This window comes from Lactobacillus sp. (assembly GCF_051893255.1).
Taxonomy (GTDB): domain Bacteria; phylum Bacillota; class Bacilli; order Lactobacillales; family Lactobacillaceae; genus Lactobacillus.
In genome coordinates, this window is sequence record NZ_JBJFHB010000034.1 from 1 (window position 1) to 18,950 (window position 18,950).

Annotated in this window: 15 protein-coding genes and 1 tRNA gene; 1 reads left to right on the forward strand and 15 read right to left on the reverse strand. The window is 43.7% G+C overall.

Annotated elements, in window-relative coordinates:
- Positions 1-91: 91 nt before the first annotated feature.
- The 10 genes from dcm to ACI4WN_RS03150 form a co-directional block, all read right to left on the reverse strand.
- The gene (gene dcm / locus ACI4WN_RS03105) at positions 92-1,252 is read right to left on the reverse strand and encodes a DNA (cytosine-5-)-methyltransferase (protein ID WP_341464650.1); all 1,161 of its coding nucleotides are present in this window, start codon (positions 1,250-1,252) and stop codon (positions 92-94) included.
- 80 nt (positions 1,253-1,332) lie between these two features.
- Complete coding sequence (locus ACI4WN_RS03110) at positions 1,333-2,277, reverse strand: restriction endonuclease PLD domain-containing protein (RefSeq protein WP_439776921.1); 945 nt, start codon at positions 2,275-2,277, stop codon at positions 1,333-1,335.
- Position 2,278: 1 nt separating this feature from the next.
- Positions 2,279-2,980, reverse strand: coding sequence for a hypothetical protein (locus tag ACI4WN_RS03115; protein WP_439776922.1), 702 nt, complete (start codon positions 2,978-2,980; stop codon positions 2,279-2,281).
- Complete coding sequence (locus ACI4WN_RS03120; protein WP_439776923.1) at positions 2,973-3,935, reverse strand: hypothetical protein; 963 nt, start codon at positions 3,933-3,935, stop codon at positions 2,973-2,975. Before ACI4WN_RS03120 ends, ACI4WN_RS03115 begins: the two co-directional genes overlap by 8 nt.
- A gap of 10 nt (positions 3,936-3,945) precedes the next feature.
- Positions 3,946-5,841, reverse strand: coding sequence for a hypothetical protein (locus ACI4WN_RS03125; RefSeq protein WP_439776924.1), 1,896 nt, complete (start codon positions 5,839-5,841; stop codon positions 3,946-3,948).
- 10 nt (positions 5,842-5,851) lie between these two features.
- Positions 5,852-8,584 carry a Z1 domain-containing protein gene (locus ACI4WN_RS03130; protein ID WP_154486290.1) on the reverse strand — a complete coding sequence of 911 codons (2,733 nt, stop codon included), beginning with the start codon at positions 8,582-8,584 and terminating at the stop codon, positions 5,852-5,854.
- Between the two features lie 310 nt (positions 8,585-8,894).
- Positions 8,895-8,969, reverse strand: a tRNA-Arg gene (locus ACI4WN_RS03135).
- Positions 8,970-9,041: 72 nt separating this feature from the next.
- Positions 9,042-10,361 (reverse strand): PTS sugar transporter subunit IIC, encoded by a 1,320-nt coding sequence (locus tag ACI4WN_RS03140; RefSeq protein ID WP_439776925.1) that lies wholly within the window; start codon positions 10,359-10,361, stop codon positions 9,042-9,044.
- Positions 10,354-11,661, reverse strand: coding sequence for a DEAD/DEAH box helicase (locus tag ACI4WN_RS03145; protein ID WP_439776926.1), 1,308 nt, complete (start codon positions 11,659-11,661; stop codon positions 10,354-10,356). Before ACI4WN_RS03145 ends, ACI4WN_RS03140 begins: the two co-directional genes overlap by 8 nt.
- Complete coding sequence (locus tag ACI4WN_RS03150; RefSeq protein WP_439776927.1) at positions 11,658-12,347, reverse strand: hypothetical protein; 690 nt, start codon at positions 12,345-12,347, stop codon at positions 11,658-11,660. The genes ACI4WN_RS03145 and ACI4WN_RS03150 overlap by 4 nt, the downstream gene beginning before the upstream one ends.
- 128 nt (positions 12,348-12,475) lie before the next feature.
- On the opposite strand from ACI4WN_RS03150, the gene ACI4WN_RS03155 reads away from it, so the two are divergent.
- A complete protein-coding gene (locus tag ACI4WN_RS03155; RefSeq protein ID WP_439776928.1) occupies positions 12,476-13,765 on the forward strand; it encodes an APC family permease in 1,290 nt (429 codons plus the stop codon).
- Between the two features lie 90 nt (positions 13,766-13,855).
- Here ACI4WN_RS03155 and hpt read toward each other — a convergent pair whose 3' ends face one another.
- The 5 genes from hpt to ACI4WN_RS03180 form a co-directional block, all read right to left on the reverse strand.
- Positions 13,856-14,428 (reverse strand): hypoxanthine phosphoribosyltransferase, encoded by a 573-nt coding sequence (gene hpt, locus ACI4WN_RS03160; protein ID WP_439776929.1) that lies wholly within the window; start codon positions 14,426-14,428, stop codon positions 13,856-13,858.
- A gap of 106 nt (positions 14,429-14,534) precedes the next feature.
- Positions 14,535-15,881, reverse strand: a complete 1,347-nt coding sequence (locus tag ACI4WN_RS03165) for a hemolysin family protein (RefSeq protein ID WP_439776930.1) — start codon at positions 15,879-15,881, stop codon at positions 14,535-14,537.
- Positions 15,882-15,971: 90 nt separating this feature from the next.
- Positions 15,972-16,862: a class C sortase gene (locus tag ACI4WN_RS03170; RefSeq protein ID WP_439776931.1), complete on the reverse strand. Its 891-nt coding sequence runs from the start codon at positions 16,860-16,862 to the stop codon at positions 15,972-15,974.
- A complete protein-coding gene (locus tag ACI4WN_RS03175; RefSeq protein ID WP_439776932.1) occupies positions 16,843-17,772 on the reverse strand; it encodes a class C sortase in 930 nt (309 codons plus the stop codon). Before ACI4WN_RS03175 ends, ACI4WN_RS03170 begins: the two co-directional genes overlap by 20 nt.
- Positions 17,773-17,840: 68 nt before the next feature.
- Positions 17,841-18,863, reverse strand: coding sequence for a SpaA isopeptide-forming pilin-related protein (locus tag ACI4WN_RS03180; RefSeq protein ID WP_439776933.1), 1,023 nt, complete (start codon positions 18,861-18,863; stop codon positions 17,841-17,843).
- Between the last annotated feature and the right edge of the window lie 87 nt (positions 18,864-18,950).

An 18,950-nucleotide genomic window follows, 5' to 3' on the forward strand; every position in this document is an offset into this window, starting at 1 on the left:
TGACTTTTTTAATAAATTTGAAAGAAGTTGGATTTGTTAAAAAGAGCGAAAAACACGCAAAAAAAAGACCCTCAAGCCAAGCTTGAGAGCCTTAAACAATCTGTTGAATATCTTCAACCTGTTTAAAAATTTCTTCCAAAACCGGAACGACAATACTATTTCCCGCTAATTTAATTAACTCTGCATTGTTTAGTAGATTTACACCCTGTCGAACTTCCTTGTTATTTTCCATTAGTGCATCAAAATCACTTTCCTGGAACCCCATCAATAAGAAGCATTCTCTAGGCGTTAAATTGCGATAGTGAGTATTATTTTCAGTAAGAATTTCTTTATCATAAACCACGATCCCCGAATTTGGATCACGATCTTGTTTGGTCGTAATTGTTCCTGCAACAATATCATTGTTTGGCTTAGAATCAGTAGCAAGCTTACGACTATTATTAAAAATTCTCTCTCTTGATGGCGTATAGTTTGGCGTACTCTCTATTGCCTCTTTACGATACACTTCGTTTGTATAGTCTAAGCGCAAATAATCTCCAACCGGTCTAATCTTATCGTTTGGAAGGCTGATATCCTCTAAATTATGAGATAGGAAATATAATTCTACATCTTCTTTTTGCTTAGGTGAATCGACACGAACGCTTAACATATACGTTCTTCTACGGGATTGTGGCACCCCAAAATCTCGTGCATCAAGGGTATATACCTGATTAATGTATCCCAGACCTTCTAAGACTGAACACCATTCATGGAAGTTGGTAATGTTTTTTCTGTTTAAAATAGCACTAACATTTTCCATTAATAGGAAACGCGGTAATTCTTTGCCAATTCCCACATATTCATGAAGTAGTCGCTCAATTTGCCAAAGCAAAGAACTCCGGTTATGTGCAGAACGGTCAATCCCACCAGTATTGTGATGCCAATGCCGAGCAACGGATAAGTCCTGACATGGGAAAGAGTACGTTAATACATCAGCATCAGGCAATGCACTAGCATGTATTGACGTAATATCAACCAAATTATTTGTTCGATGAATGGCAGCTAGCAAGGTCTTTAACTGTAAGGTTGTCATTCCTTTAAGCGCAGTGTCGGACATTGGCTTCTTCCCGTTACTAGAGAGGTTGTATTGAGATAGTATCTCAAGCAAAGATTCCTTAGTATGATGACGATAATTTTCTAAATTCTGCTTACCATTATGGATAATGTCGTAGGCATATATAGCACCAATTTCCCAATCAGAGGTAGCAACCACTTCGAAATCGGCACCAATATTATCCAGTGCTTGCGCTTGGGCGCCAATACCACTGAACGTTTCTATTAACCTGATAATAGTTACCCCTCCTCTACTAAAAATTTCACTTCAAATTTTTTTGAAGTGATGGGAATCAATAAAAGATTATGACAACGTCTCTTATCTAAATCTTGTAATGAGATAGGAAAATTGTGAATCTTTAGATAATCACAAACAATATCTCTCCAGTTACCATTTATTAAATATATATTACGGTTAAGTAAACCACTACGCTTAGCTTGATAAGTCTTTCTCCCGATCTTTAGGTCAAAACTACTGTCTTCTGGTAATCTTGGGGAAATAGTGTCAACAATGCTTACATATGGCTCTGTAGCATTTATTCCATTCTTCTCAGGTTCAATTTTGTCAAAAATCAAAGAAACCTTTACTTGTCCAATCTCGAATCTTGTATTCTCATTTACCTTCATAAAAATACTATTGGTATAATTAGGCAATTCATCATCAACTTCATACGGCGTATGAGTTTCTTCTTTGATCAAATTAGGATCATCGTCATTAGGTTTATTATCAACCAAGGGTATTTTTTGCAACACTCTTGGATCAATACATGGAAGACATTGAGCTAATTCTAGGTTAAATAAGAAGCTAACATCTTCATCAATCGTTGTTACTACTTCTTCTTGTTCATCTAATCCTCGAAAACTAAAGTTAGCTGAACCTAAAAAGCTTGTATGACTTCCTTCATCGTTGTAAAAGTCGATGACCTTTTGGTGGTTTTTGGGAGTTGCTACATGATAATAGACTCTAACCCCTTCATCATATAGATCACAATATCCCTGATGGTCTATTTTTGTTACTCCATCTTTAGCCATGCCGATATAGATATCGATCTCTAAATCAGGAAATTCTTTATGAAGATATGACAAAAAAGCAGCTGATGAATAGCCAGTAATTACTCTCAATCTGCTATATCGAGTAGCAAACTGCTTTACGATTTTATCATATAACTCTGAGTAAAGCAGCATTTTAGTCTCCGTTAATCACTGAGTCATACAAAGACTTGACATAGGCTTGAACCCCACCGTCAATCAATTCTGGTGATGTTGTGGTAAGCCGAGCGGTATTCAATTTTAGTACCTCTCTAAAGATGGTAGTAGCATCGCTACCGCCATCTTTTCGATATTTTGCAATTTGGATCAGTATTTCGTGATCAACATTTCGATAATAGCCAAGTCCAGGTCTTTCAACTAATTGCAAAATCGTGTCAGTAGTATCATTCTTTAATAATTCCCACGTTGACTCTTCCTCACCAGTCCATGCCAAATACACGTACCACCAAATAGTTTTTAGCCAAATACGTCTACTCATGCGGTAATAGTGATCTTCACTAAGGTTGAAACGTGAATGCACAATATCAGGGGCAACTCTAACAGATAAAAAGCGCCAAATGTTATCATCGCTTGCTTGCCGAAGACCAAAACCTGATTGCTTATTTAAGATCTGAAAAAGCTTTAATCCAAATAAGACATCGAAGCTATATTCTAGTTTTTGAGAACGATCAAAGCCATATTCTTCAAATACTGAATCTCTTGCACCAATTAATTCGTCTCTTAAAGCCATCCAATCATCATTTAAATCAATCGGGGTGACTTCTTCAATCTTAACCTTGATTTTCTGAAAGTCGGCATCAGCAGCACCGAGTGAGTAATTAATATTCCAATCAATCATTATCTTCCTCATCCCCTGATTCAATTAACTGACGGTGCATATCACTATTTTGAAGACTGTTAAAAATCGTCATCATATTATCGGTTTGAATATTGTAAACCCTGATCCACTCTTCAACAATCGCAAGCACAGAACCCTCTGTAGCATCTTCAAATTTCAAATCTTGTTTTTCCATGTCATCTAATGTTTGCGAAATAATCAATGAAATAGACTCTAGTAAAATCTGGCTCATTAATTCAGCAGAAGCGTGTGTTTTACCATTCATCGCCTGCTCTAAAAGAGGGTTTGCCTTGTTAACCTCAATCTGAACAGAACTTGTATCAAAGGCTTCAACAGAAGGGTCAACCCATAATTTTTTAACAGACCACAACGGGCCACCTGGGATCTCATTTTCAGTAATCGGAAAGACGGAGCCTTCGCCATCAATCAGTAATTCAGCTTTGTAGATATCCTTTTGACACAGGTTAGTGCCAGCTAACGAAGCCTGGAAATCATTTTTCTTTGAGACTTCCTTGAGATAAATAAAGAAGTCAAGATATACCTGTCCTCTCAAAGTATCAGCATCAAAAGTGTGTTTAAAAGAGATAATTTGCTCATCATCACTATCGACAATATCACCATCACAAAAAAGCGTTTCTTGAAAGAATGATGTTTTTGAGTAGATATGAGCAGCCAGCCCCAATTTATTTGTCGAATCAGTAACTTTTTCAGTACCAAACAAAGCTGATGGATTATTGATAATAAACTTTTGGTTGTAAATTAAATTATTATCTTGAGGAGCCCAATTATCATCTCGAACTTCAATGACCTCATCATTATTTTGGAGATCATTCATTTCTACCATTTCACCTTCAGTAGAAACATAAAACAGCTCTGGTAACTCATATCTAATACCGGCTTCTTCAATCAATGAGGTGCCTATCTGGCGATACAAACTAATTTCATTACTTGCCATTTTTGCCCCCCTACTTTACTTGTTGGATATTAACATCCACACGATATTCTTTACTTGTTAGCTTTACTGTTATTTCCCCAGTAAAGTTTGTTGGCTCCTTGTTTTCAAGAACCAACTGATCTTCATCTGACTCCCAATTATCGACTGATTTTACGTTTGCCCTCGAAATAGAAGCAGGAAATTCTAGTTTGTCAAAATTTTTCTCCCATTTTGCCTTAGTTAAACGACCATCTTGGGATTGAATACCAAGTGAAATTACTGCCTTAGAGCGAATATAGCCTGAGAAAACAACTTTAATTTTATTTGGTGCACATGGATAAGACTCATCGATATTAAGATGCACAGTCTTTTCTTTCTTAGCACCTGGTGTTTTAGGCGGACGCTGACTTGGTCCCTTACCGTGCGCTTTAGGAACTAAGTTGCTAAAGCGTCTAGCCAAACGATCTGAAATATGAACTCGATGGTTGGCGTCCTCACCCTTTAATGCTTCCCTAATGGCGGCTGCAGTATTCCTCGTAATACGACTAACGACAGTTGCCCCACTATTATCAAACCAATCCGCATGATCTGCTTTTTCAGATTTACGTAAGTACTCTTCTAAGTCTCTAAAGCCAGATTCTTGCAGAGTTTTGTTCATCTTTTCAGTTGAATTGGGCACGAAAAATGCTACAAAGTTACTTTCAGTTTTTACGCTGAATGTCCAATGACCATCGATATCATACTTAACAATCATGCCGGGTTTTCTAGTAAAAGCTAGAATCCGCCGAGGCAAATTATCCTCGTCTCCCTCAGACGTTACATATGAGTATGGAGATAGATGCAGGGGGTACTTATCTTGATCAGCCTGTAACTGAATAAATGCTACTCGCCCTGCTAACCCATTATTTTCTGCAAAAGCTCTCTTTGCCAAACGAACTTCTTGAATATTAATTTCAAAATTTTCACTCTCACCAGTTGCGGCAGCATTGTATAAATCTTGGATTAATTCAAACATTGGATCAAGCGGATAGATCGGCTCATCATTTACAAAGCAGTAAAGTACAGAATTCCCCGTAGTATCGTGATAAGTTGGATTTGCCAATCTTGGAGCATACCATCTTTGAATAGCCATTCTGATTGCATCCCCAAAATTCTGATTCCAGGGTACACCGATAGTTTCCTCACTTCTGCCCGTCAAATCATCTTGCAAATACGGAATTACGATCATTGTCCCAGTATCATTTGCTCGATATGGTTCTAAGCCAAAAATGGATAAGAATTTTTCAATTTCATCATGATCGGTAATTGGTAGCAAGGTTTCTTGATCTTCAGTTCCATAAGTACCCCACCAAGCAATACCACGCTGATCTTGATCTAACAAGCAGTTTTGTTTCTTAGGATTTTCGATTAGAGAAGCAACCAGTCTTTCTTCAAAATTGTTTCCCTCAAGCCGAATTCTAGTGTAATAAATTACGATACCACAACCGATTCTAAAGTAGCTGGTTTTACCCATCCCCCAGCTACCACCGGCACCATCTTGATCCTGATTCTTACCAATACTAAAAACTAGTTTTTGAAAGTTACTTCGGTCAAGTGCTGCCTTGTCATCAGTTAAGTATTCACCTGTTAAGCCAGTTGTGCCTCGATCACTAATTGCCAAGAAGCGTTGTTTTCCAGGGTAATAATTTGCTAATTTGGTAGAGACTTGTTCAAAGTTTGAGCTAAGTTCTTCACTCTCAAAATCTCCTAAAGAATACCGCACTTGGGTATCGCTAGATTCTGGCAAGGTTGCATCTAGTGAATTTTGCAAACTTTCTCTTACAATAATATCCGCATAAGAGAAGTCTGTATTTTGCAAAGATCTTAAAATTGAATCACCAGATTGCGCCATGCTCTGGGAATCGTTACTTGCAATCTTTATCTTCATTTTCTTTTCCTTAATTTTCCTCGACTGCGTCATCAGATAGATCTGAATCTTCTTCGATGAAGCGCTTAAGATCAATCTGAATTTTATTTATATGATTCTGCTTACTATTTTCTGCAACACCAGGGATTAAGATACTTAGCCCGATTACATCTGCCTTTGCATTTAGCACTAAGCGGTTGGTGTTCCGTTGTGGTTTTGAATCCTTGTCGATACAATAGATCAACAATTGTGGTGTTAAACCCAAGCCATGATTTTCCCGAGTTTGCCGCATTTTTTCAGGTCTTGCAGCAGACGTTTTTTCCTCTTTAGTTAAACTACCATCTGTGATGTCAGCTAATAGGTCGCTTGGGCCTCTTAAAACGCCGATATCCAAAATATTACCGGTATCAGGCTTTTTACTACGGCAAACCTTGTTAACTTGATAGTCGCCAAAACTCCATGGTTCTACAGATGTTCTAGAAGGGCCGGCCAAAACTACATTCCACTTATCCCATGGCATTGTTTCGCCTTGGTCACCTAAATTGCTATCTAACCACTTAACAACGTTTGGAATATTAGTAATAGTCCGATCTCTATCTAGCGTTCGGTACTCGTTTAAATATTCCATAATCTTTTCAGACTGAATATTCTTCCAAACAATGTTGCCGTTGGATTGAACGCTATTTTTCGGAAGATTCATTAAGAATTTTTCGGTTGCGTCGATGTTCCCTTGCAAAAACTCCAGATCATTTTCGAAAGCGGTTGTTTGTGGACTAACCCCCAAGAAGTTGAAACTAGTGGGAACAGCCCCTTGCATCTTATTATTAGAAGTTACGCGAACCAGTTGATATTCTGGGCATTCTTTAATGACTGGGGCAAACTCTTTCGGAGTTAAACCGCGAATAGCATAAGTGGCCAAAGTTTCCCGCATCTCAAAGTTCATTTGACTCAGGAAGCTATAACGCTTTATGGCCTTACCATCCATCCAAACTCTAGGAAATAATTCATAGCCAATTCTAAACCCATACCATCTCGCCATTTGCATTAAGGTATCAGCTTGACTAGTTGTTCTTAAGAAATAAGTAGAAACCAAGCCTTGTATGGTTAACCCACGGGACAGAGTATTACCACCAATTACAATGAAGGCTGGTGCCTTTTTATCACTTGCTACTTCATCTGGATAAATTAATCTGGTAACTGAATCATCACTTGATCCCTTTGTATCACTATTATCAACACACAGGTGGATTCCGTTACCATATGTTAGTGCCCCCTTTTCATCAGTCTGAATATTGGTAATAAACTCATGATCAGAAAGATTTAAAAGGTACTCCAACTCGTTTTTAACAGCATCCCAAGACGGATAATCGTGAATTTGGTCTTTATTTGTATATTCTGTCATCACCGCTAAGAAACGATCCAGAGACAGATCATCTTGAATGCTTTCATAGAAGCTCCTAAGCTTATCTTTATAGCTAGGATAGCTTCGTTTCAGATCCAACAGATATTCACTAACTAATTTTGCCATTTCTTTATGATCAGCAATCTTGAAGCTTGTGTGGATCATCATCGAAATCGGCTTACGATAGTTATAACTTCGCATTGCAGAAACAGATAGTAAAAACCAATTAATCGCATCCTTTAAACTATTTGGTATAGAGATTGATTTTTGGTTTAATGGTGATTTTAAAACTAAAGCATCGTGATCAGATACCTGTTTTACAATACGAAGCCCCGGACTTAATTCCGGATCAGAAGTCCCAAAAATTTGCGAGGCACCAATATAATTTTCAGCAGGCTCAAGAAGTTCAATAAAATCTTTTGGATAAAGGCTCTTCTCACCTGCTTCATTAAGCACATTTGCAAATGGTGTTGCAGTATAAGCCACATAATTCATAGCACCGAATCTTCGATCGTTAACTATATCCAGGATACTTTGATTTATGGCCGTTCTCTCATCTTTGTCAATATTCTTGGTATTAATACTTGCTTGATCCGCTTCATCATCGATGATTAATACTTTCATCTGCTCTTGTTGAGCTCGATTTGATGTTAACCAATTCTTTAGTGCCTTTAATCGCTTTGAATTTTTTAAACAAACCGTGATATAGCGATTGTGTGAGTTTTTACGAAAATCAAAATTTTCAAGTTGGAATTCACGTTGTCGTAATGACGGGTTGTCAATAATCTTCCAGTGCAAATTCGTACTGCCATCGGTGGTCAAATCGCTTCTAATCCGTTGACTTGTTTGCTTTCGCAATGACTCGATCATCCCAGACAAAATAATGAAGTAATTAAAGCCAGAATCAGCTGCATTAGCAATTAGACCAGTCATATTTGCAGTCTTTCCCGACTGAATGTCACCAACAACCAAGCCTTTACATGCAAACGGTTCTGAATTATCGGTTTGTAGCTGCTTCAAAATATCGGAAACGCTATTAGTCAAATTTTGGATAGATTTATCAGACCAACCTTTAGCCTTTAAAGAATCTCGATATAATGGCCAAGCCGAGTATCTATAGTCAGATAACTTTAAATCGTTATCATAGTTACTAGACAAGCTAATCGTATTAGACTTATTCACAAAGTCTTCGTGTTCCAGTTCAGAGATTAAACCATCCCATTCCGATTCTGACAGGCTACAATTTGTAACAATTTCGATCGTACTTTTAAGAACGGAATACTGCTTTTTTAATTCATCCCACCCATAGTTGTGACTATCTTTAATTTTTCTAACGGTACTTTTTAAATCATTACTAAACATATCAACTTAGCTCTTCCACATAAACATTAACTTAATATTTTGCTATAAGTGTAAAGTCATTCTTTATTTGCTTTAAGATTATTAGAGCGCACAAAAAGCCTTATATTAAGTTTAACATATTTCTTGTCTTTTAATACTGCCACGATCCGTAAAAGTAACACAAAAGAGATTTCCCATTAATTGGGAAATCTCTTTAATGTGAGTGTAGTAATATTGGTGAATAATCAGTCTGCAGAGAACCATTTAGTATTTTTCGATTTGTAATAAAAAAGACCCTCAAGCCAAGCTTGAGAGCCTTACAAATTGGCGATGACCCGGGCGAGATTCGAACTCGCGACAACCTGGTTTAGGAAACCAGTGCTCTATCCAACTGAGCTACCGAGTCATGGAACACAATTCATTTTACAAAAAATTAGCCTAAATTGCTAGTCTTTTAGCCTTGAAATACCTTATTTAATTAATACTGAGGCATGTAGAAGCTGCTTCTTGGACGCTTTTCGCCCATCCGGTCGCTAGCCTTGACGAAGGGCAGCCAGATCAAGACGGCAATGATCAAGTTAACGATGGACAAAAGGAGCGCCCGCCAGTCGTAGTTGCAGGCTAGATATGGCCCAACAATCGGCGGCATGATGCCTGGCACTGAGGCCTGAACCCGGTTGACCCAGCCCAATTTGGTTACCAGGTAAGACAAGGATACATTAGCTAAAGGTGCCGTCACGAAAGGAATGAAGTAGACCGGGTTCAAGATGATGGGCAGACCATAGAGAACCGGTTCATTGATGTTGAAAACAGCTGGCGCCAGGGCCAATTTAGCTAAAGTCCGCCGGTCGCTTCTTTGGGACTTCAGCAGCGTCGCAATGACCAGCGGCAAGCAGGAACCCGTCACCCCGTAGATGATAAAGGAGCTGCTGGTCCATAGATACGGAATCGTTTTTCCATCAGCTGCCGCCAGCAAGTTGGCATTTTGCGCCGTTGCCCAGATGGACCCAATCACCGGCGCCAGGGCACTGGTCCCGTTGATGCCGAAGAACCAGAATATCTGGGTCAAAGCCGTCACCAATAAGACCATGATAAAGCCCTGCCCTAGGTTGACCAGGGGCTTTTGGATGATCTCTAAGAGCCAGTCGCCAAAGTACAGACCCGTTGCTGTTTGAAAGAGGTAGTTGAGCCCGCCGATAACAAAGAGCGATAGCATGACCGGGATCGCCGTTTCAAAGGCCACCACCTGCTCAGGCGGCATGCTGGCAGAAATATGCAGGCTGATCCGGGCCTTGATGAGGAGAACGTAAATAGCCACGCCTAGCCCCCCAAAGAGCAAGGCCGTGAACATCCCCGTCGTTGACAATTGCCTGATGTTAAAAGCCTGGTCCAACTTGATCTTCTGGTGGTCCTTAAAGAGGTAGGCATAGTTGGCAATGCTCATCAAAAAGGCACAGACCGAGGTCATCGCCCCGCCAAGAGGGTCAACTTCGCAGTTCTTAGCCAGCTGGTAGCCCCAGCTAAGGGCAAAGAAGAGCGCAAACATAGCCACGCTCCCCCGCCAGACGAAGTTGCAGATGTCGACGGCTGGCGACAGGAGCTGGTAAAAGAGTTTCCAGCCAAGATCGCGCTTAGCTGCAATGATCAAGGACTTGACCAAAACCGCCACTGACCCGGTCAAAGAGATGGGCAAGGTGGAGATAAAGGCATCCCTGAGAGCCACCAGCCAGCCGGTTGAAGCCAGGTTTTGTGCCAGGGGCAAGAGGTGTTTTTCTAAAAAGTCAATCAGCTTATTCACTGGCCTTTTCCTTCTTTAAGTAGTGAGGGTGGTAGCCCTTGTTCTTGTTCTTGCGTTTTTTATGCTTGGCCTTCTTGCCCTTTTGTTCTTGCTTTTTACCCTTTTTAGCAGAGGATCTACCATTATCTGCTCGATCGACTGCAGAATTAAGATCATTATTGTCTTTTTCTGCCTTCTCCTTCTTCTCCGGCTTATCGGTGCTCAGCTTGTAGCCGGCAAAGTAGACCCGGGACACTTCTATCTGCTCGCCTAACTGCTTTTTGAGATTCCGCAAGTCGTGGTCATTGCCCAAGGTCACCACATAGCCCTTCTTAGACATCCGCCCGGTCCGGCCAGCCCGGTGGAGATAGGTATTTTCATCACTTGGCAATTCATAGTTGACCACGTAGGTCAGTTTAGGAATGTCCAGCCCCCGGGCTGCCAGGTCAGTTGCTAAAAGCAGCTTCACCTTCCCTTTAACCAGGTCCTGGATGGCCTTTTGCCGCTTGTCCTTAGAGAAATTAGTGGCCAAAAGCGCAAACTGGGTCTTGCTGTGGCCAAAAATCCGGGCAAAGTGCAGCATAGCTTCGTTAGAGTCAAAGAAGAGGATCCCTCTAAAGCCGTCCACCTTAACCAGTCTTTGCAGGTATTCTAGCTTGTGGTCATTGTCCACCTGCAAGAAATAGTGGGCAGTTTGACTCCCTTGGTCAGGCCGCACGTCAACTAACAAGAAATTCCGGCCAAACAGACTCTCGGCGTCTTTCGTGATCTTGGATTCAGTAGCCCCAAAGAGCAAGATTTGGCTAGTTGAAGGCAGATTTTGTCCTAATGAGCTGAGCAGTTCCAGCTTGGCAAATTCCAGGATGTCGTCAGCTTCATCGATGACCAGGGTCTGGATTTGTCCCAGCTTAATTCTTCCTGATGAGAAAAAGTCAAAAAAGCGGCCTGGCGTGGCCACAATAATTTCGGCATGCCCCTTCTTCAGCTTTTCTTCTTGTCTTTGCCGGTTGCCGGCACCAACTAAGGCCAGGGCCTTTAAGTCTAGAGCCTTGGCAAAGGGCTGAACCACGTTACGGATTTGAACGGCCAATTCCGTCGTTGGCGCTAAGATCACCAAACCGTTCTTTTGCCCTGCTTCTAGCCGCTCAATGCTGGGCAAGGCGTAAGCCAGGGTCTTGCCCGTCCCCGTCTTGGCTAAGCCAACGAGGCTAGCGCCGTTAATGATGGCGTCATAGGTCCGCTCTTGAATGAGCGTTGGCTTGTCTTTCTTTTCCTTTTGCAAAATTGCTTGAATCTGCGCGTGTTTTTCTTCTAAGTTCATTGCGTTAATTGTCCATATTTCTGTTTATATTGCTGATTGGTGCCTAGATAGGCGTACATGGTGTAGTGGCTAAAGCCGGTTCCCGCTACGTGTCCCTTAGTCGTATACTGCCAAAAGCAGTACTTTAAGCGGCTTGGCGTCTTTTGGCTGGTGGCTAAAAATTTAATGCCATTTGGCATAAGGTCGACATACGACCTGCTGGCATTGACCATCACTTCTTGCTTCGGCATTTTGGCCTGAAGCAGCTTGGCCATTTCGCTAAGGCGAGTTAGACCAGCTGCGTCCAAGTCGCTTTGCCCGGTATCGAGCAAAATGGGCAACTTGCCAAAAGACTTGACCTGCTTTTCGACTTTAGCCACCTGCTGGCTGGCGCTTTTTTGAGAATCGACATTTACCATTATCCCATAAGCCAGCTTGGTTTGCTTGACTAGCTTGACCTCCGAATCAGTATCGCTGCTTGCCGCTAAGTAGACAAAGGAGATGCCTCCTTTTTGCAGCTGCTTGAGCCTTTGGGCACTGCTTTCCTCTAGCAAGACGCCGATTGAGCTCTGACTTGACCCGCTAGGCAAGGTCGTTTGGTCTGTATAATGATAAATACCGTAAAAAAGCAGGCCCACCGTCACCAGCAATAAAGTCAAAATTGCTGGCAGGGTTGCCTTATGATGAAAATGCCTTGCCTGGTCCATGCCGCGCCTCCCAGTAACATTTTAACCAAGAAAGCGAACGATACCAAGAGGAAAGATTCTTTAGGCAAAAAAGATTTTCTAGTATAATAGTAGTGTTTATGGAAAAATAACTTTTTGAGGTATTGTGAGTGAAAAAACAGATTTCTTTTGGCCAAGCCCTGGCGACCGTGATTGGATCAGTCATCGGTGCTGGCGTCTTCTTTAAAATCGGCACCATTACCAGCCAGGTTGGCTCGCCTTCTGCCACTATCTTGGTCTGGATCATCGCCGGCATTATTTCCATTTGTTCAGGCTTGACCATCTCTGAACTAGCGTCTTCTCTAACCGTTAACGGCGCGATCGAATACCTGGACTACAGCTACGGCCACGTCTGGGGCTTCCTCTTTGGCTGGGCCCAGATGATCGTTTACTTCCCAGCGCAGATTGCGGCCTTGACCTCGATTTTTGGCCAGCAGTTCATCGCCCTCTTTAACCTAGAAGGCGTGTCAGCTAAAACCATTGCCATCCTCTTGGGCCTCTTCTTGCTGGGGATCAACCTGCTGGGAACCAAGGTCGCGGCTCGGATGCAATCCGTCGTGACCGTCTTAAAACTGATTCCCCTGGCCTTGATTGTGGGGGCAGTCTTTTTCACCAAGCATAATCCAGTGCCTCTGTGGCCGATTACGGTTAATGCGGCTAACCCGGTAACCGGGATGAGCCAGGGCCTCTTGTCTGCCCTCTTTGCCTTTGAAGGCTGGATCACGGTGACCAACTTGGCAAAGGAAATGAAAAATCCGACACGCGACCTGACCCGGGCCATCATCTTGGGCCTCAGCCTGGTGACCGCCGTCTACGTCTTAGTCAACTATGCCTTTATGGCGGTCTTGCCCTTCAAGTCAATCATGGGCAATGCCAATGCTGCCTACTACGCTTCGATGGGGATTTTTGGCCAGCTGGGCGGGAAGTTAGTCACCGCTGGGATCCTCATCTCCGTTTACGGGGCCGCCAACGGCTTTATGCTGACCGGGATCAGGACGCCTTACATCCTGGCCCAGGATAACCGCCTGCCTTTTTCAGACAAGCTGGGCAAGGCTTCGATCAGAACCGGGGTGCCGGTCTTTGCCGCCTTCTTAGTTAACGCGGTCGCCATCATCATGATCCTGCTCGGCAACTTCACCGTCTTGACCGACATGCTGGTCTTCGTCATGTGGACCTTCACCACCCTCTTGGCCATCGCCGTGATCGTTTTGAGAAAAAGAGAACCAGAATTATCCCGGCCCTTCAAGGTGCCGCTTTACCCGGTAATTCCTCTCATTGCCATCTTGGGCGGGGCCTTTATCGTGGTCATGACTTTCTTTACCCAGTTTAACCTTTCCGTGATTGGCCTAGGCATTACCCTGCTTGGTTTGCCGATCTACTACTGGAAGAAAATGCACTAATACGCTAATAAGAATCAAAGAAACATAAAAAGAAAACAAAAGGAGTTGAACTTAGTTCAACTCCTTTTTTGATCTAAAAATTTTTAGGCTTTAGTCGTGTTCGTGCTTGCTGGAGAATTCTTCCACAACTTCTGGCTTGATGACGCCGATGTATGGCAGGTTCCGGTACAAACCAGCAAAGTCCATGCCGTAGCCGATAACGAATTCGTTGCCAACATGCGTGCCGTAGTATTCAACTTCCACTTCAGTGGTCCGGCGAGCAGTCTTGTTCAACAGCACGCAGCACTTAACTGACTTAGCGCCGCGGCGAGCCAATTCGTCCTTCATGAACTTCAAAGTCAGACCAGTGTCAACGATGTCTTCCACGATCAAAACGTCGCGGCCAGTTACGTCAGCTTCCAAGTCGTGGGTAACGGTGATCTTGCCGCTTGATTCAGTCCCGTTGCCGTAGCTAGAAACATCGATGAAGTCGATGTCGCATTCAACGTCCATTTGCCGCAAGAGGTCAGTCAAGAAGAAGATGGCACCCTTCAAAGCACCAACAACCAAGACGCGCTTGCCAGCGTAGTCCTTGGTCAATTGTTCGCCAAGGCGCTTGTTCATCTTAGCGATGTCGTCTTCGCTGTACAACTTGTGATCAACTGCATCATGAATACTTTTCATTAGTGTCCCTCGATTTTGTCTCTGTAATTTTGATATATTCAGATTATAACATTAATTCAATCAAAAAGGAGGGCTTTTTACTTAAAGTCCTCCTTTTTTCAGAATTTTATTCTTCTTTTTCAGTTTGATTGTCTGTATTTAGCTTTTCCACGATAAACCAGCGCATAAATCCTTGCTGCACATCGGCTAAAGTGAAGCGGAAGCCTTCAAATTCGACCTGTCCGTCCTTCTTTAAGTCAGGGAATCTTTCCATCATGTAGCCGCCGATGGTGATGATGTCGCTGTTTTGGAAGGACTTGAGGTTGCGGTGGAAGTAGCGCTCAAAGTCGTAGAGAGTCGTCTTCCCAGAAACCCGAATGTTCCCGTTAGCGTCCTTGATAATGTAGTCGTCAGACACATCGTCGATTTCATCTTTAACTGACCCAAAGAGCTCTTCATAGATGTCCTTGTCAGTCACGATCCCGCTGGTGCCGCCGTATTCGTCAACCACCAAAACGATTGGGGTGTGCTTGGAAATCATGAGGCGCAAGATGTCCTGGATGGCCATGGATTCTGGCACGGTAATAATGGTCCGGTTGACCCGGGTGACTGGGACGCTATCGTCGCTGCGGCTTTGCTGCACGATGTCGTAGGCATAAACGTAGCCGACCACGTCGTCTTTGTCGTTGTCACGCACTACTGGGAACCGGCTGTAGCCATCGTCTAAGTACTTGACCAGGGCATCCTTGACCGTTTCGGTAGCGTCTAGCACTGTCAGCCGGGTCCGGTCGGTCATGATGTCCTTAGCCGTCTTGTCGTTTAGCTGGAAGGCCCGCTCCATGTAAGTCAGGTCTTCCTTGTCTAGGGCCCCGCCGTGCACGGCATTTTTACTCAAGCGAATGATTTCTGATTGAGAATATACCTGGTTTTCTTCATCAGCTGGCTGGAAGCCCATCATCTTCAAGATCCCTTCGGAGCTGACATTTAACAGCCAAACGAAAGGATAAACCAGGGTGTGGAAGTAGTGAAGGGGCGTTACGATCCACATCAGCATCTTGACGGGCGCGTCAATGGCAATGTTTTTCGGCACCACTTCCGTTAAAACCACTTCCAAGTAGGTCAAGAAGATCACCCCGAGCAAGGCCCCGACGGAATTAACCACCTTTTCTGCCAAAGGAGTCAGCCTTAAAAGGTCTTCAAAAATCGTTGCCAAGGTGTCTGCACCAAACCAGCCCAAGACAACCCCAACTAAGGTAGTCCCCACCTGGGTGGTAGACAGATATTCATTCAGGTTGTGGCACATGTTCAAAGCGCGTTTCAGCTTTTTGACATTGCCTTCCCCATTGGCAATCTTATCCTCCAATTGGCTTGGCCGGACTTGCACCAGGGCAAACTCTGCCGCTACAAAGAAGGCGGCAAAGATAAAGATTACTAGTATTGCAAATAGATTGATCCAAATTTGTGTTGTCGTCACTTTGATTCACCTGTTATTGTTTTCAAAAAGACTATTTACCTTTATTTTAGCATTCTTTGCAGGATTTTTTCACAAGGGCGGCAATTTCTGCTAGTTCTCTTTATTTTCTTTTACATCGTCTTGATTTGCTTGACCCTTTCCCTTCTTACCGCGTCTATGCTTGGTCCACCAGATAAAGAGGGCGATCAGGGCCAGGAAGGCTAGGATGATCAAGGCTAGCTTGAGCCAAGCCTTCATTTGTCCATTTCGCTCTTCCTTCTTCGCCTCTTTTGGATGGTAAGGAATCCGGTGGCCTGTTACTAAGAGCCGGTGGGTGTTAATCATGTATGGCGTACAAGTGAGCAGCGTTACAAGGTCTCTCCCCTTTTCGATTTTGACGGCAGAGATGTTTTTCGGCGTAATTACCTGGATCTTGTCAACCTGGTAGGCCAGAGTCCGCGACAAGTTGGTAATGTAGAACTTGTCGCCAACTTTCATTTTATTTAAGTCGGTAAAAAGCCGTGCATCGGGCAATCCCCGGTGGGCCGTGATGACTGCCCGGGTGCTCTTGCCCCCAACGGGAAGCGAGGACCCTTCTAAGTGACCAGCGCCTTTTTGCAAGACAGATTCACTAGTCCCGGCGTAGATGGCTAGGTTGACGTTGATCTTAGGGATCTTGATGGTCCCGATCATTTCGTGCACTTCCAGCATCTTGGCATAAGCCAGACGACCCTCTTTTTGCTTGACCGTATAAGGGTCAGACAAGCTGGTCTTGGTCAAAAGACTGTCGTTATAGGCCCGGGCCAAGGAAAGTCTTTTTTGGACCTGGGCCGAAGGGATATTCTTGGCCGCCTTTTGGAAGGAAACGATCTTTTTACTGGACAAGTAGCGGTAATAGCCCTGGGCGCCTAGGGGGTAAGCCAGCATGGCGATTCCGATCACGAAGCAGACGATAGCAATCCAGTTGGTCTTTTTACTTGGCTTATTTGTCTTCTTGCTCATGACCATCACCTAGTGCTTCTTGTTCTTTACCCTTAGCTAGTTCTTGCTCTTTTTGGGCTTTTTCCTTCTTTTTCTTCTTTCTCCACCAAATGAAGAGAATGAGCAACAGAATTAATAAGACAATCGCCCCGATAATCAGGTAGAGCTGCTTGCGGCTATTGTCTTGTGCCTGCTTTTCATCCTTAGCATGGTACGGAATTCGGTAACCCGTCACCAAAAGCCGGTGGGTGTTGATCATGTAAGGCGTACAAGTGAGCAGCGTTGCTAAGTCCTTGTCCTTTTCAATCTTCAGCTTTTCAATCTGGCTGGGCTTGATGACTTCAATCTTATAGACCTTGTAGGCCAAGACTTGCCCCAGATTGTGGATGTAAAAAACATCGCCCTTTTTCATTCTTGGCAGGTCAGTAAACAGGCGAGAGTTTGGCAGGCCCCGGTGACCGGTCAAAACCGTCCGGGTGCTCTTGCCCCCAACCGGCAAGGAGCTGCCTTGCAAGTGGCCAATCCCCTTTTGGAGAACGTCTTCACTGGTCCCGGCATAAACCGGCAGTTCTTGGTGGAGCTTAGGAATGTCTAAATAAGCAATGTTTTCCTTCACTTCCAGCATCTTGGCATAAGCAGCGCGGCCAGCAGCCTCTTCTTTACTGCTAAAAGGGTCGACAATTGCCGCCTTTTGACTTGGCGATAGCAGCGACTCGTTGTAGGCCCGGGCCAGCTTCAATCTTTTCTTCACTTCTGCGCTTGGCAGCTTGCTGGCTGCCTTTTGGAAAGACTGAATTTTTTGGTGGGACAGGTAAAAGTTGTAGACCTGACCGGACAAAGGATAGCCAATCAGGGCTAAACCAGCGACTAAAAGCAAAATAAAGGGCCAAACTGACCCTTTTTGCTTCTTATTATTTTTCTTTTCTTTCATTATTTTCCTGCTTTCAGGGGAGCTAGTTATTCATCTCATTATTAACTATTTTACCCTAGAAAAGTCTTTTACTCTTTCTTTTTTCTTCTTTTGCGATCGAAGACGATCAGGTAAACTGCCATCGCGATCAGTACTAAACCGACCAGGGCCATCTTGGTCTTGGCTTCACCGGTTTGCGGCAGGTACTTCTTGATCTGCTTTGCCAGGCTTGGCACTGATGGCTTTTGAGGGTTGGAAGGTACGGGCGTAGATGGCTTAGTCGGAGTCGACGGCGTAGAAGGCGTCTTTGGCTTAGTTGGCGTAGACGGCTTCGATGGAGTCGATGGCGTCGACGGCGTTACCGGCTTAGACGGAACTGGACTCTTGTAGTTCTTCACCGTCAAAGTAGTGGTTTGCCCAGTCTTGACCGTAAAGCTTTGCTTGTCAGTGGTCTTCTTGTAGCCAGACAAAGTACTTTGCTCTACAAAGTAATATTTCCCGGGCAATAATCCGGTAACCTTGATCTGACCATTCTTGTCAGTAGTCAAAGTTTGCCCATCCCGGGTGTCGGTTGACACCTTGCCGGAAGAATCTACTCTTAACGGCTCGGTGGTCCCGTCCCGGTAAAGGTAGAAGGTAACGCCGGCCAGTTTAGTGCCAGTCTTATCGCTAGTACTGTCATAGCCCAGCTTGGTCAGTTCAACTTCACCAGGCACTTCTTCATCTTTAGTGTAAATCGTAATCTTTTGGGCAGAATCCGTCAGGGTAAACAAGAGCGGCTGACTCTTGAGGCTTCTTTGGCTAAGCTCGCGGACATAGTAAGTCCCCGGCTTCAGGGTCAAGTTCAGCTCATTGGTCCCTGCTGGCAAATTCTTTTCAAAGGCAACTTCGTAGTCTTTATCTAATTCAGTCGTCGTCTTTTTATTCAAATCAGCCACAAGGTTTTCGGTATCAGAACCGACTTCGACCTTCCAGCCCTTATAAACCAGGTCCGCATGATCTTGGTGAGGGTTAACGATCGTTAATTCCTCAGCGCCCGCCTTTTGCGGTAAAAACGCCAGGAAAAAGACCCAGCTGATCAAGAATAGCAGCCTGCTTAGCTTCTTTGTCAAGATCATCCCCTCCTTATACTCTAAATGCTAATTGCCTTTCTGAAGCAGCGAAGATCAGGGCGGCTTCACTGCTTTAGAAAAGCGGAA

What these genes read in the sequence shown, in the direction of transcription:
- ACI4WN_RS03130 (WP_154486290.1), bottom strand. Translation starts at nt 8,584, where the DNA reads ATGTTTAGTAATGATTTAAAAAGTACCGTTAGAAAAATTAAAGATAGT.
- ACI4WN_RS03120 (WP_439776923.1), bottom strand. Translation starts at nt 3,935, where the DNA reads ATGGCAAGTAATGAAATTAGTTTGTATCGCCAGATAGGCACCTCATTG.
- ACI4WN_RS03170 (WP_439776931.1), bottom strand. Translation starts at nt 16,862, where the DNA reads ATGAGCAAGAAGACAAATAAGCCAAGTAAAAAGACCAACTGGATTGCT.
- ACI4WN_RS03110 (WP_439776921.1), bottom strand. Translation starts at nt 2,277, where the DNA reads ATGCTGCTTTACTCAGAGTTATATGATAAAATCGTAAAGCAGTTTGCT.
- ACI4WN_RS03115 (WP_439776922.1), bottom strand. Translation starts at nt 2,980, where the DNA reads ATGATTGATTGGAATATTAATTACTCACTCGGTGCTGCTGATGCCGAC.
- ACI4WN_RS03125 (WP_439776924.1), bottom strand. Translation starts at nt 5,841, where the DNA reads ATGAAGATAAAGATTGCAAGTAACGATTCCCAGAGCATGGCGCAATCT.
- ACI4WN_RS03175 (WP_439776932.1), bottom strand. Translation starts at nt 17,772, where the DNA reads ATGAAAGAAAAGAAAAATAATAAGAAGCAAAAAGGGTCAGTTTGGCCC.
- ACI4WN_RS03145 (WP_439776926.1), bottom strand. Translation starts at nt 11,661, where the DNA reads ATGAACTTAGAAGAAAAACACGCGCAGATTCAAGCAATTTTGCAAAAG.
- hpt (WP_439776929.1), bottom strand. Translation starts at nt 14,428, where the DNA reads ATGAAAAGTATTCATGATGCAGTTGATCACAAGTTGTACAGCGAAGAC.
- ACI4WN_RS03150 (WP_439776927.1), bottom strand. Translation starts at nt 12,347, where the DNA reads ATGGACCAGGCAAGGCATTTTCATCATAAGGCAACCCTGCCAGCAATT.